Annotated in this window: 12 protein-coding genes and 1 pseudogene; 11 read left to right on the top strand and 2 right to left on the bottom strand. The window is 39.0% G+C overall.

Annotated elements, in window-relative coordinates; all coding sequences use genetic code 11:
- Positions 1-95 precede the first annotated feature (95 nt).
- From E8L90_RS08320 to E8L90_RS08275, 10 genes and pseudogenes are all read left to right on the top strand, one after another.
- On the top strand, positions 96-773 hold the full coding sequence (locus E8L90_RS08320) for a TnsA endonuclease N-terminal domain-containing protein (protein ID WP_137028855.1): 678 nt from the start codon (positions 96-98) through the stop codon (positions 771-773).
- Entirely contained in the window at positions 751-2,733 is a 1,983-nt protein-coding gene (locus tag E8L90_RS08315; protein WP_137028854.1) for a transposase family protein, read from the top strand. The genes E8L90_RS08320 and E8L90_RS08315 overlap by 23 nt, the downstream gene beginning before the upstream one ends.
- A 13-nt stretch (positions 2,734-2,746) precedes the next feature.
- Positions 2,747-3,775 (top strand): ATP-binding protein, encoded by a 1,029-nt coding sequence (locus tag E8L90_RS08310; protein ID WP_244297180.1) that lies wholly within the window; start codon positions 2,747-2,749, stop codon positions 3,773-3,775.
- Positions 3,762-5,378 (top strand): hypothetical protein, encoded by a 1,617-nt coding sequence (locus tag E8L90_RS08305; RefSeq protein WP_137028852.1) that lies wholly within the window; start codon positions 3,762-3,764, stop codon positions 5,376-5,378. Before E8L90_RS08310 ends, E8L90_RS08305 begins: the two co-directional genes overlap by 14 nt.
- 240 nt (positions 5,379-5,618) lie before the next feature.
- Positions 5,619-5,942 carry an ArsR/SmtB family transcription factor gene (locus E8L90_RS08300; RefSeq protein WP_056487403.1) on the top strand — a complete coding sequence of 108 codons (324 nt, stop codon included), beginning with the start codon at positions 5,619-5,621 and terminating at the stop codon, positions 5,940-5,942.
- Between the two features lie 16 nt (positions 5,943-5,958).
- Entirely contained in the window at positions 5,959-7,257 is a 1,299-nt protein-coding gene (locus E8L90_RS08295) for an arsenic transporter (protein WP_137028851.1), read from the top strand.
- Between the two features lie 37 nt (positions 7,258-7,294).
- Positions 7,295-7,720, top strand: coding sequence for an arsenate reductase (thioredoxin) (arsC, locus tag E8L90_RS08290; protein ID WP_137028849.1), 426 nt, complete (start codon positions 7,295-7,297; stop codon positions 7,718-7,720).
- Positions 7,721-7,737: 17 nt separating this feature from the next.
- Positions 7,738-8,199 (top strand): ArsI/CadI family heavy metal resistance metalloenzyme, encoded by a 462-nt coding sequence (locus E8L90_RS08285; RefSeq protein ID WP_425267127.1) that lies wholly within the window; start codon positions 7,738-7,740, stop codon positions 8,197-8,199.
- 59 nt (positions 8,200-8,258) lie between these two features.
- Positions 8,259-8,438, top strand: a pseudogene (locus E8L90_RS30690) (thioredoxin-disulfide reductase); the annotation flags it as partial.
- Positions 8,439-8,503: 65 nt separating this feature from the next.
- Complete coding sequence (locus E8L90_RS08275; RefSeq protein WP_137028845.1) at positions 8,504-9,520, top strand: hypothetical protein; 1,017 nt, start codon at positions 8,504-8,506, stop codon at positions 9,518-9,520.
- A gap of 450 nt (positions 9,521-9,970) precedes the next feature.
- Here E8L90_RS08275 and E8L90_RS08270 read toward each other — a convergent pair whose 3' ends face one another.
- Positions 9,971-11,002, bottom strand: coding sequence for a PIN domain-containing protein (locus E8L90_RS08270; RefSeq protein ID WP_137028844.1), 1,032 nt, complete (start codon positions 11,000-11,002; stop codon positions 9,971-9,973).
- A gap of 30 nt (positions 11,003-11,032) precedes the next feature.
- Positions 11,033-11,248: a hypothetical protein gene (locus E8L90_RS08265; protein ID WP_137028842.1), complete on the bottom strand. Its 216-nt coding sequence runs from the start codon at positions 11,246-11,248 to the stop codon at positions 11,033-11,035.
- Between the two features lie 305 nt (positions 11,249-11,553).
- Here E8L90_RS08265 and E8L90_RS08260 point away from each other — a divergent pair, with 305 nt between their 5' ends.
- Complete coding sequence (locus tag E8L90_RS08260; RefSeq protein ID WP_137028840.1) at positions 11,554-13,164, top strand: RES family NAD+ phosphorylase; 1,611 nt, start codon at positions 11,554-11,556, stop codon at positions 13,162-13,164.
- The last annotated feature ends 147 nt before the right edge of the window (positions 13,165-13,311 follow it).

Here is a 13,311-nt window from a genome sequence, read left to right as displayed (position 1 = left end):
GGATAAGATAAAAATAGGTAGAATTTCTACAAAAAGGTATAATTTTTAACATTTTCAGAAAAAATAAGGTCATCAGCTTGAGGTGGAGGTGACTTATGTACGAACAACCGGTAATTACGAAACGAAGTACTAGGTATGGCAGTAACTATTGGCATGTTTTTAGCCCCAAACTCCAACGAATGGTTCATTTCTTCAGTGACCTTGAGTATGAACATTGGCTACTAGTAGAAGCTGACCAAACAGTTAAGCGATTCTGTGAACAACCCATTAAAATTGACGGTTTGTACAACGGTAATAAGGTAAGTAGTATTTTAGATATGTGGATTGAAAGAGTAGACGGGAGCCAGAGTTTTGTTGAAATTAAATATACACAAGAATTAGATCCGCGAAACAAAAGATCCGAGCGGGCTATTAGGCAAACTACTATTCAAAGAAAATGGTGCGAACAAAACGATTTTAACTATGAAATCAAAACAGAGAAAGATATTCGTTCAAATCAAATACTTCTTGATAACTTAAGAATGTTAATTCCAAATATAAAAAATCAATTAACTCCTAATGAAATTGATCAGTACCAAATATTGAAAGCAGTAGGTAAACACCGAAAGTCAATTAGACAACTTCGCACAGAACTTCCACACTTTTTTCCCTCCCGCCTAAATGAAACAATAGCCAATATGATCTATTTTGGGGTTCTGTACTCGAATATTCACAAAGCGCTTTTGGGATTAGATACGGAGGTCTGGATTCATGGCACACAGGAAAATACTTGAGGGGCTATCTATTGAACCTTCAGACTTGGATTTGTCCGCATGGCCAGGAGTCTTACTCGATACCCTATCTGCTAGTGACAGGGAAACTTTTTTGTCTCGAAAACGAGCTATTGAAATGTATATGTCTCCTCACTTTACTTTAGATCAGATAATGCGCGAGACAGGGGTTCCAAAGAATCGTCTTATAAGCTTTGTAAAACGTTGTTTATCGGAAGATTCAAACGGTTTGCTTTGGGGCTATCGTGCCTTGATCCCCCAAAAAAATCTAAAGTCTTATACTCGTACCAATCTATCCCCAAAATCAGAAAAACTCACAGGTATCTTCAACCATTTCTTAAACAAACACAAGCATATTAAGGATCTTATACACGATCAATTTTTGACAACTAAACAAGGAAGAGCCACTGATCCTGTGAAAAAACCCAAACATATTCACTCAACATTCCTAAATGCTTGTAGATCCTTAGGTTTATCCATGCAAGACTATCCCTTTAGTACAAGGGACTTAGGGAGACGATCGCTTTATCGGTACTTAAAAAAACTGGAGCTAAATCTTCCAAATCAAGCTGCTAATCGATACGGTGACGAAGCTGCCCGACATATTCGGCACACTGGTATTGGTCATAAAAATGCAGATCATATCCTAAAACCCTTCCAACGAGTTGAGTTTGACGGACATCAAATTGACCTTATTCTCACGATCAAATTTAGAAATCAATTCGGGGACGAGTGTGTTGATGTGTTAGAAAGGATATGGCTACTCGTTATTATAGACGTTGCCACTCGAGTCGTTATTGGTTACCATATCTGTCTTCAATCACAGTATTCAGCAAGTGACGTCTTAGCTTGCATTCGTAATGCAATTGTTCCAACATCACCTAAAAAGCTCACCATTCCAGGATTGAAATATCCTGCAAAAGGCGGTTTTCATTTTGAAGCCGTTCCTCAAACACAATGGGCGCTTTGGAGTGAGTTCTGCTATGACAATGGAAAGGCCAATCTAGCAAAGATTGTGACAAACAGACTAGCTAACGTCGTCGGTTGTGCTATGAATCCTGGTCCCGTAAACATGCCGGAGCGACGGCCATTTGTGGAGAGATTCTTCGGGCTTTTAGAAGAAAATGGCTATCATCGTTTTGTGAATACAACTGGGAGTCATCCATCTGATCCCCGTCGAACTCAACCAGAAAAGTTGGCAATCAAGTATGAGATGGATGTGGAAGAGCTTGAACAGATCACAGCTGTCCTGATCGCAAATTACAATCATGAGCCACACAGTAGTTTGGGATATCTGAGTCCACTTGAAGTCATGGAACAAAGGGTGGTGCATAGAGGTATGGAGCCAAGATGGTTGCCTGAAGAGCTAAGAAAAGATGTTGAATTTTTTGGTGTACCTGCTATTCGAACTGTTCGTGGAAATATTAAAAAGGGGAAAAGACCGTACATCACATTTGAAGGAGTTGAATATAGAAATGAACTACTTTCTAATACATTTGATCTCATCGGGGAAGAAATTTATTTACTAGTCAACACAAATGACATTCGGTATTTAAAAGCGTTCCTCAAAGATGGAGGAGAACTGGGGTACATTACCGCTACGGGTAGATGGGGTATTACTCCTCACACATTGCAAATGCGAAAACAAATTAACGCGCTACAGAGAAATAAACTTTTGCACTATGCTAATAACGCTGATCCAATTGAGGCTTTAAATAAATACTATGAAGAAAAAGCGAGCAACAATAAAAAGGTCCGTAATTCATTAGCTACACATCAAAGATACAAAAAACAAATGGAGTCCCAGGTTCCAGAACAAAAAAAGGACCTGTCTGAAACGAAACCTTCAGAACATGCGAAACCCTTAAATCATGATAGACAATCGAAACAATCCAATAAGGGTGGTAGTCAAACATCAGATCTATCCAAACTACGTGAAAAGTTTAAAACCATAAATTTATAAAGGGGAGTACTCGGTGTCCAAAGATCATTACGAACAGATATCCTTTGAGAACCTCCTAGAGCAGCCTCGACCTCATGTGCCTACTGGAACGCATCCAATTGAAGAACAGTCCTACATTATCCCAACAAATGAAGTTTTACGAATGTTTCAAGCTATTTCAAAATGGATTAAATACCGTTCACCAGGAGGGATTATTTACGGTCGACCACGCTTAGGAAAAACACGTGCGATTGAATATCTATTACGAATTTTGCCAAACGAATTTGGGAATGATTTACCCGTATTCCACATTCGCACTTTACATACGAAGCTTGCCAATGAAGGTGTTTTCTTTGAAACACTGTTAAAAGATGTTGGTCATGGAGTCCCATTTTCCGGAAAACCCAGTATCAAAAGGGATCGTTTAGCCAAATTCCTAGCAGAAAAAGGGGACACATCCAGACATAAGAGGATTGTCATGTTTATTGATGAAGCGCAATGTTTGCATGAACTCAACTATGGTTGGCTAATGGATATTTACAATGAACTTGACCAGAATCGAATTGCAATGACAGTGATATTAGTGGGACAAGAAGAATTGTTACACCGTAGGACTCTGTTCATGGAAACCAAAAGACACCAGATTATTGGTCGTTTCATGGTACATGAGCATCGTTTTACAGGAATTAAAACCAAAGAAGATTTAAGCATTTGTCTTAGTGGTTTTGATCAGCTTGCAGAGTTTCCAAAAGGATCAGGATGGTCATACACGCGGTATTTCTTCCCAGAAGCCTATGCGGTGGGAAATCGGCTTCAAGATTGTTCCGAGGAACTATTTGATGTTTTCTCTTCTTTGCGCCAGCAAGCTAAAATCCGAGGAACCTTTGAGATCCCTATGCAATATTTAATAACCACGATTGAATACGCTCTCTTAGAGTTCGGAGCAAACGGTCGGAATATTGGTTGGGTAACGAAGGCATTGTGGGAAGAAGCGATATACGCCAGTGGTTATATTCATGCTGAGCTTCGCATTCCGGCAGTAGAATTTGATGAATCCTTATGACATATCAATTTCATCAGAAAGTGAGGTCCATAAAAAGCTGATGAATCCCTACACATGGAGAAAAAATTGGATACGGCCGTATGAATCATCCTGGTCTATTCTTGAAAAGTTCAAATTCGCCAATACATTAACAGCCAGAGAAGTATTGAAAATACTCGGAACGGACCGGGTAAAAAGTCTGAAGGCAGGAATTGGGAGTTGCCATCGAAATCTGATAACTTTAGCAGGCTTTGATTCACATACAGTTCAAGATGTGCTAGGCTTTGATATGGTTTCTTTCCATCAAAAAATAATAAACCAACTCTTATCACCGTTATTAGAAAGGCATCGTACTACTTTTTTTCTCCGCGAAGATCTCGCCATTTGTGAAGCATGTCTTAAAACAGGCTACCATAGCATATTCCATCAATGGAGGTTCCTACACTACTGCCCCTTTCACTTATCTCCACTACATTTCGCATGCCCGAATTGTAGTCAAATCTATACATACGAAATGACTGATGATGGATTTCTATCCCCTTATGTGTGCAAATGTGGCCATTTTTATCTACAAGAAAGCGCTGCTCGTTTTTTTTATAAGGAATGGGGGACAGATGATGCTATTCGCTGTAACAAGGTAAAAACTTGGTTATCCGAAGTTAATTACAACAGTAAGAAGATGGAATCTATCTATTTGTTTACAGAAAAGGGATTACATCAATCTCCAACTCTGTTTGATGGAGTATTAAGTTTTCTTACTAATGAAAACAGCAAGACACCAAAACGGTATATATCTCAGATAACTACCCCAAAAATTAGTATGATTAAAGGGGATCAAGAGAAATATGAAAATATGACATATTCCAAGAAAAGTTATCCCCATATCGGTGAGTATTCATTGGGAAAAAGTCGATTGCGTGTACAACAAGAGGACTTATTCCTTTCGTATAATCAGCTAATTTCTTCTATCGCAAGAAATCTCCGTAAAACCGTACTAATGAAACACAAAACTTGCATAGAACGTTATTTTCTTGGTGACAATGCAGCCCCTAAATGTCCTTATGCGTTTGCTTATGTACATTGGAGATCATTTGTCCAAGGCTTCCAATCGCCAAGACATGTCACGGCTAGATACAAACGCCCTAAAACGGTTGATCATCGATTTGTTCAATTTCCGTTTACCTTGTACTCAGAGTTTTTTGAGGATGTAGTGGATTTATGGAGATCACAAGTAGAAGATATTAGCAATGAAAGTAGAGCTTCGTTAAAGTGGGTACTGGGACGGAGCATTGCTCATGTTTCCATCTCCCTTTTCTGGACGTGGTTATCTATAGCTAAAAAGCTTATGACTAAATTCATAATGTTACAGTTGCCACCGTTTTCATACGAATACCTGTCACCGTTTTTTCTCGTTCTTCCGTTCGGTGAACAAAAGGTATATGAGATTCATTCTGAAGCAATTCCTGACAAAATAAAAATTATCAGTGAGCAAATATGCCCTTTTCAAACTGTAAAGAGCAGAAGAGATCCTAAAAGGAGAGAAAAGATACAACATGCCAAACAGCAACTACGCTACTACAAAATAAGTAAGCCGAATTATTCCAACTCTTTAAAATGGGATTAACACCACAACAGCTTTATTAAATCGATTGATTAAGGTCGAGGAACCTTCCTGACATAATTAGAGTATTATACGTATTGCTAATGCGAATTTCTCAGATCTATTGCAAATTATGAAGAAGCTGTAACGTTGAATAGAAAGAAGAAGGGACTGAAATCTTTACAATCGACATATTTAAATAACCATATGGTTATAATAGTATAAGGTTATTGTTGATGAATGGAGAGGAGGTAAAAAATAGACATGGACACAAAGCAAATGGTCAACGCATTAAAAGCACTTGCGGACCCTACCCGGTTAAAAATAATTAGTTTATTAAACCATCGAAGTTGCTGTGTTTGTGAACTAGTTCCCATTTTTGGCATTTCGCAGCCTGCCGTGTCTAAGCACATGAGTAAGTTAAAAAGTGCAGATTTAGTCATTGAATCCAGAAGAGGACAGTGGGTCATCTACACTCTGAATCAAGAGCGTTTAGAACAACTTCGCTTCGCTTTAGGGAATCTCCCCGATTACTCAGAGGAGTTCGAGAAGTTGGCGGCACAGGGACTCCTCGTAACCTGCGAATAGCGAAAGGAGAGAGAGCATGTTTTCTGTATGGATTGCCTTTCTGATCTTTGCTGTGACATTGACCTTTGTCATCTGGCAACCGAAAGGACTTAACATTGGCTGGTCGGCAACAGGTGGTGCTATCCTAGCCTTAGTTTTTGGTGTTGTCAGTTTTGCTGACGTTGTGACGGTAACGGGAATTGTTTGGAATGCAACGCTGGCGTTTGTCGCCATTATTTTGATATCGCTGATCTTGGACGAAATCGGATTTTTTGAATGGTCTGCCTTGCATATGGCTCGGTTGGCTAAAGGAAATGGTCGCCGGATGTTCGTCTATGTCGTTCTATTGGGAGCAGCAGTTGCAGCCTTTTTTGCAAATGATGGCGCGGCACTCATACTGACACCAATTGTTCTTGCACAAGTGAGAGCACTGAAGTTCCCGGATAAAATGATTTTGCCGTTCATTATGGCCAGTGGATTTATTGCGGACACTACTTCGTTGCCATTGATCGTTAGCAATCTTGTCAACATTGTCTCCGCGGACTTTTTTAATATCGGTTTTGTTGAGTATGCTACCCGTATGATTGTACCCAACTTTTTTGCGCTGGGTGCAAGCTTACTTGTGTTGTATCTTTATTTCAAAAACGATATTCCCAAACAATATGATTTGGATGCGTTAAAACAACCTCATGAAGCGATAAAAGATGTTCGTCTCTTCCGTCTCTCCTGGATCATTTTAGGTATTCTTCTGATTGGATACTTGATGAATGAAGTCGTAGCCATCCCGGTATCTGTCACAGCAGGGATTGCAGCCATTATCTTTATCGTGGCTGCACGGAGCAGTAAAGGTATTGAGACTAGGAAAATCATCAAAGATGCACCATGGGCAGTAGTGGTCTTCTCCATCGGGATGTATGTCGTTGTTTACGGCCTGCGTAATGTTGGATTGACTGACATGCTTGGACAATTGATTCAAGCGCTTGCGGACCAAGGGTTGTTTATAGCAACAGTAGGCATGGGATTCCTGTCTGCGATCCTTTCCTCGATCATGAACAACATGCCAACCGTAATGATTGACGCTTTGGCCATCCAAGGAACGAATACCTCTGGTATTATTCGAGAGGCGTTAATTTATGCAAACGTGATCGGAAGTGATTTGGGGCCTAAAATTACTCCTATCGGTTCACTCGCAACATTGCTATGGCTGCATGTGTTGTCCCGTAAGAACGTTACGATTACGTGGGGACAATACTTCAAAACAGGAATCATCCTGACAATTCCAACGTTGTTTATCACGCTTGTTGGGCTATATCTGTGGCTACAAATCATCGTTTAACATCTACGACTATTCGTAATAAAGGAGACTGAACAACATGGAGAAAAAACCACTTATCTATTTCCTTTGCACGGGGAACTCTTGCCGCAGCCAGATGGCAGATGGCTTTTTAAAAGCGTTGGGGGGAGAGCGTTACGAAGTGAAAAGCGCTGGTCTCGAAGCGCATGGTCTGAACCCAAAAGCTGTTCAGGTAATGAAAGAGGCTGGTGTAGACATCAGCAACCACACTTCTGATGTGATCGACCCTGAAATTTTGGGAGGTGCGGATTATGTGATTACTCTGTGTGGTCACGCTGATGAGCATTGTCCAGTGATCCCTAACAAAAATGTAGTGAAGTGGCATTGGGGCTTTGACGATCCAGCGAAAGCAACCGGCTCGGAAGAAGAAATTATGAATAGCTTCCGGACGGTCCGTGACGCCATCAAAAACCGAATGGAGCAGTTCGTAAAAGAAAGTAAATAGTTGGAGGGATAAATGTGATCAAACGGATGCATGTAGCTGTGAATTGCAGCCACTTGGAAGCCTCTCTGAACTTCTATCGTATTTTTTTCAATGCTGAACCGACTAAAGTAAAAGACAACTACGCTAAATTTGAGCTAGATTCTCCGGCTTTGCATTTCTCCTTAAATGTACGACCATTTGAAAAGAAAGGCGTGCTAAACCATCTTGGTTTTCAAGTGGATAATACGGAGGATGTCTTAGCAATGGGAGAACGCCTGCGCAAGGCAAATCTACTGACAATTGACGAAATGGGTACCACGTGCTGTTATGCAATCCAAGATAAAGTGTGGGTATATGATCCAGACGGTAATGCGTGGGAGATCTTCTATACAAAGGCGGATTCTGAGTTTGAATCGGCCGGGGAACAACGAGATATTTCCTTATGCTGTACACCTTCTTCTGGTCCTGTATCCATTGAATTCGGTTCGTGGAAAAAGTAATTACATTCATACCCCTCTCTAATGAGGGGTATTTTACTAAACCAATCAGGAAGGGAAATCTGAATAAAGTTGTTGTCCGCGATACAGGCCTTGCTGGTCTAACTGCTGCTATTTATCTTGCCCGAGCGAATATGAATCCACTTGTGATCGAAGGAAATGAACGGGGATGTCAATTGACCCTCACAACAGAAGTAGTGAACTTTCTGGGATTCCCTGATGGAATCATGGGGGCAGAGCTAAAATTCTTGTATTCGATTATAATGTTATGAGTTAGGTATTCAATATATGTTGATGGAGGAATTTTATGCATGACTTCGGACTTATTGTTGATACAAGACTTCGTACTTTACCTTCGTTAGAAAGTTTTTATATGGAATATGAATGCGACGAATCAGAAAATGTTGAAGGTGGATATGACACTAAACCTGAACGATTGTTTTGGATCAATCATAAACAATTAAATGGTTTCATAGCAGAAATGGGCGAGAGTAATTTCTTTTCTTTGCATCGAGTTTTTTTGAGTTACTACGAAGCATTGAATAAGCTTAGAGACTTTTGGAATTATCCAATTACTAGAGAAATTACAAAAAAAGGTGAACACTTAGCAATAAGTGACATAGAAAATATGCTAAAATCGCATGATTTATACATTAACGACTCAATTGCCCTAAAATATGCAAATTATATACGTAACAATGGCCACAAAAAATACATGGAAGTAAATCCATTTCAAGAATATTTATGGTCAATACAGATGAATGAACTTTTCAATTCGTATAACATTTCAGCTTTTGATACGGTTACTATAACTAGAGATAATATTTTGGATTCGAGCTATTTATTTAAAGGTGCAATCGTAAAAAAGGAAATCAGTGTAGTTTTATACGAGTGGGCTAACATAACTAGTTTTCTTCAACCTGATTTCATAAAGAGATTAAGCAACATTTTAGAAGTTATTACAAATGATATACAAAGAAATAAAGATGAATATGATCGCAAATCTACAAAACCCATGATTAATCAATTAGTTTATTCACTTGATACACAAGTTAATAAAAGCTCTTGGAGAAAATACTTCTTCGGTATTTTTAACGCTTCAAATTTATTAGGTGCATATTCTCGTCATAGTAGTGGTGAAATTGTAAGCATTACTGGTGTAAATAATCAGGGCGATATTGATTGTAAGAAGATTATTGATGAATGGTGGAAGAACAACCAATTGCCTACTGACGAACAATTCATTAAAATTTTTAAACTTTGGTATTTTACCACTTCATATTTGTTAATAAATTGGCTTCGTCTCCCTCATTTTACAATGTAACCCGGGTACAGATTAAGTAATAACATTGATAAGACGAAGCTGTTTAACCCCTGTCGTTTTCCAAACTCACGCAAGAAGGATAGTTCAATGATAATAGCAGCAGTCTAAGACTTTATTTTTCAGGCCTTAGTCCGCTGCTGTTTGATTTTTGGTCAAGTCTAATACTTAAAATTATAAGGCTGTCAATTTTCAATCTTTTAATCCCCGTAATATCAAGCTTTACAGTCTACAATGTAGTGTACTGCTTATGAGATTAGGACCTCGAATTTTTACCTTGTTATAATACCGAATTTTAGATAACGTGTGATCATTTTTGTATTTTTAAGTACGTGTAGGGGATACGAAAAAACAAATAAGCACAACAGATTTTTGCAGCTATCCGTTGTGCTTGTTTAACCATTGAACCGGTTAGTGCAGCCTTCTTAGGTTTGCTTTTAGTAAATTCAAGTGTTATGTATCCAACATATCCCAGTCATCACCAAGAACCCATCGTAATGCAGAAAGCTTGCCGTTAATCATTCCCCACTCAAAGTCATCCCATGGACCTAAGGTGTCTAAACCAAATCTTTCTTCGACCCTCTCAGCCGCTCTAAGTGCCCCTTCCCAGATGTTACGTTGGATCGGTCGAGTAGCATGATCTTTAATGGGAAAGCTCTCTTTCTCGACAATTTGAATAATTCCTGCTTCAATTTTTTCTCGCGTAATCTGATGTCGGTTGTACCAAACTTTGGTAACAAGTTCATCCATAGCTTCGATTATTTCAGTCAGCCGCCTCGGTTCTTCACCCCAATATTGTTCAGTCATAATGTCATCAAATTGATCTGGAAGAATATGTCGTAGAGCTTCACTTAAGGCTATAAAATAAAACGATTTAGCCCGTGAAAAACAAGCCTCAATATCTGGGTGAGGTAACTTTTTACTTGCTGTCGGGTGACTAAAGTCATTAGTGTTATGAGAGATAAAGGCAAACCGATTTCCAGCCAACTCTTCTTCTTCGAGCACATCTGTGTATACTTCAATCAGAATAGCATCGTCAATTCCATTACGTTGTCTGTGAAAGGGAGCGCGTTTATCGATAGCTCGCTGTGCTGCACGAATCTTCACTGCGTCCGAAATTCCAATTATTGGTGTGTTAGTAAATAACCTTTCTATCCGGCTAACCGTATCTACGGCAGCCTCACCCAAAATAGGAAGCCGATGATCAACGTCGTTTAGCTGTGAAATTACAATGTCTTTTTGTTGTGGATCGCCAAATTTCTCCACTACATCCTTTACTCGTTTCAAAGTACTAGACATACTGCGGCTATTCTGCTCAATGACACGATCTTTGTTGCGCGCAAATTCATCAACAATGATACGTGGCAGAATCAGCTCTACTTCTCCCTGTTGAATTAATTCTTCAAGAGCAGTCAAAATTGTTTGTTGCTGATAATCCTTCGCGAGATCAAGCCAAACACAAGTATCAATAAGAATCTTATACATTAGTAACTACTCCTTTTCTACATCAAACGGTTAGGAATCTATTTCCTCAGCCATTTCAGAAGCATCGTTTTCAAGTTCATCAATATTGTCAGGTAATTTAATTACGTTGACTTCCGTCTCACCCCAGGAAACCCCTAATTGCTTGGCATGAACGTATGGGTCGTACATAGCGTTATTTTTTAAACAGGAGTACATTACTTGAGCAATCTTTCCACAAACATGTCCAATTGCTTTCCGTTTGCTCATTCCTCTGCCATTTACCAGGCGATCATAATAATTTTTAAATAAATTTGGTTTACGTCTTACTTGTATTCGCTTATATTATCTATTTCTAACGCTAGTATTATTAGGTCAGCCAGTTTTTACTGGTTGACCATTTTCAGTTTATTATATCATTGATGGTACTTGAAGGGCACTAATAAGGACTGAGCCAAACCTTGATAACGATTAAATAAATTGTGTAAGATTAAATTACATACATAAAAAGACTGATTGAATTTTATTAAGATCCATATATTTGGTAAATTTAACTCTCGGGAGGGGTACAAGTATTGAAACGCAAAGATATTACTACAAGTCATATTAATTTAGAGCACACCGCCCAAGGTGACGAAGAGAATGACAACGGAGAAACAACAAAACAAGAATCAGACGAGAACTTCCAAAGCAAAGCTTCAGTAGTACAGAAACAACCGAACCGTAGCAAAGTCAAAAAAAAAGTTGGCGTAAGTGCATTAGTTCAGCAACAAGAGAATATGCAAAAACTCATAGATCTAGGCCTAAGAGGAGTTGCGCAACAACAGAGTATGGCTAGGTTCATACAAAATACACCCGTTAGCGCCATTTCTCAGTGGCAACTAGACACGGAAAGACTATTAGGTGCAACTGGATATATTCGTCACATACAGAATTCACCCTTAAACGCGATTGCTCAGCAGCAACTAGATACGGAAAGACTATTAGGTGCAACTGGATATACTCGTCACATACAGAATTCACCCTTAAACGCGATTGCTCAGCAGCAACTAGACACGGAAAGACTATTAGGTGCAACTGGATATACTCGTCACATACAGAATTCACCCTTAAACGCGATTGCTCAGCAGCAACTAGACATGGAAAGACTATTAGGTGCAACTGGATATACTCGTCACATACAGAATTCACCCTTAAACGCGATTGCTCAGCAGCAACTAGACATGGAAAGACTATTAGGTGCAACTGGATATACTCGTCACATACAGAATTCACCCTTAAACGCGATTGCTCAGCAGCAACAGCGTATGGATAAACTACTATCCTTGAGTGGAAATGGATTATCAGAGATCGTAAATAATATAGAACGCTGGAAGTCTCTAAGGGATAACTGGGCATTTAATTTAACAGATGAAGAAGAAGATAAAGTAAGAGATGCCCTGGCCACATTACCAGAACCCTATAAACTAAAAATTGATGAGAATGATGAGTATGAAAAAAGTTGTCATATCGAGAGTACTGAATCAAAAGTTAGTATTCCTTTGGGGGATGTTCCTAGTACTCTCGGTGTCATTGATGTAGTTTCAAATATTACGAGTGATGAGATCTTTTCCTTCTATGATCATTTGGTAAAATATCCGATGTTGGGTTTAGAGCATGAAGTAGGAAAACGAATATTGGAACAGATAGAACATTCTAAACGTTTTACAGCTACAGATTTGACCATATATCGAGCTCGGGAACGCAAGCGTGAATTACCTTTTTCGGACATTGAAATGTTTGAAGCTCCGTTTGGATTAGCTGGGCATGGAAGATTTAATGTTTGGGGACAAGGAGAGTTATATACTTGTGATAGTAAAGAAACTGCCATCGAAGAATTGAAAGTTTCGAGTACATCATGTGTTGATGTGGTAACGTGGAGATTACAAACTCCTTTAGATGTATTAGATCTTGTTGAGGTCGATTCACCACTCGTACGATTCTGTAGTTATACTAAACAAACAGCGACAAATCTAGAATATTTAGTCCCTAACTTCCTTTCCCAATGTGCAAAATTTGTTGGCATTCATGGAATTAGATTTAGAAGTAGCATGAATAACCAAGTCATAAATTATGTCTTTTTTGATTTTGAGCATAGCTACTTCAAAACAGTAAACTTAGAACGGAATTATATCACCCTTAATTGAGTTTTTACTCTTATCTGAGGCAGCCTTCTAACGGCTGCCTTTTTTTATTTTAATGTAATGCTTGTTTTGCTCTTCTAGTCCTCCGCCTAAAGAGGAAATAAGTACTAACGTGACAACGGGGAGGAGACAGCACATATATGCATTCCA

Source organism: Brevibacillus antibioticus, from assembly GCF_005217615.1.
Lineage (GTDB): Bacteria > Bacillota > Bacilli > Brevibacillales > Brevibacillaceae > Brevibacillus > Brevibacillus antibioticus.
Note: the sequence above shows the minus strand (reverse complement) of the source record. Positions and strands in the feature narration are given on the sequence as shown.

Bases quoted from the DNA above. Each gene is read 5' to 3' on its own strand.
- E8L90_RS08320 (WP_137028855.1), top strand. From the start codon at position 96: ATGTACGAACAACCGGTAATTACGAAACGAAGTACTAGGTATGGCAGT.
- E8L90_RS08315 (WP_137028854.1), top strand. From the start codon at position 751: ATGGCACACAGGAAAATACTTGAGGGGCTATCTATTGAACCTTCAGAC.
- E8L90_RS08305 (WP_137028852.1), top strand. From the start codon at position 3,762: ATGAATCCTTATGACATATCAATTTCATCAGAAAGTGAGGTCCATAAA.
- E8L90_RS08300 (WP_056487403.1), top strand. From the start codon at position 5,619: ATGGACACAAAGCAAATGGTCAACGCATTAAAAGCACTTGCGGACCCT.
- E8L90_RS08295 (WP_137028851.1), top strand. From the start codon at position 5,959: ATGTTTTCTGTATGGATTGCCTTTCTGATCTTTGCTGTGACATTGACC.
- arsC (WP_137028849.1), top strand. From the start codon at position 7,295: ATGGAGAAAAAACCACTTATCTATTTCCTTTGCACGGGGAACTCTTGC.
- E8L90_RS08275 (WP_137028845.1), top strand. From the start codon at position 8,504: ATGCATGACTTCGGACTTATTGTTGATACAAGACTTCGTACTTTACCT.
- E8L90_RS08270 (WP_137028844.1), bottom strand. From the start codon at position 11,002: ATGTATAAGATTCTTATTGATACTTGTGTTTGGCTTGATCTCGCGAAG.
- E8L90_RS08265 (WP_137028842.1), bottom strand. From the start codon at position 11,248: ATGAGCAAACGGAAAGCAATTGGACATGTTTGTGGAAAGATTGCTCAA.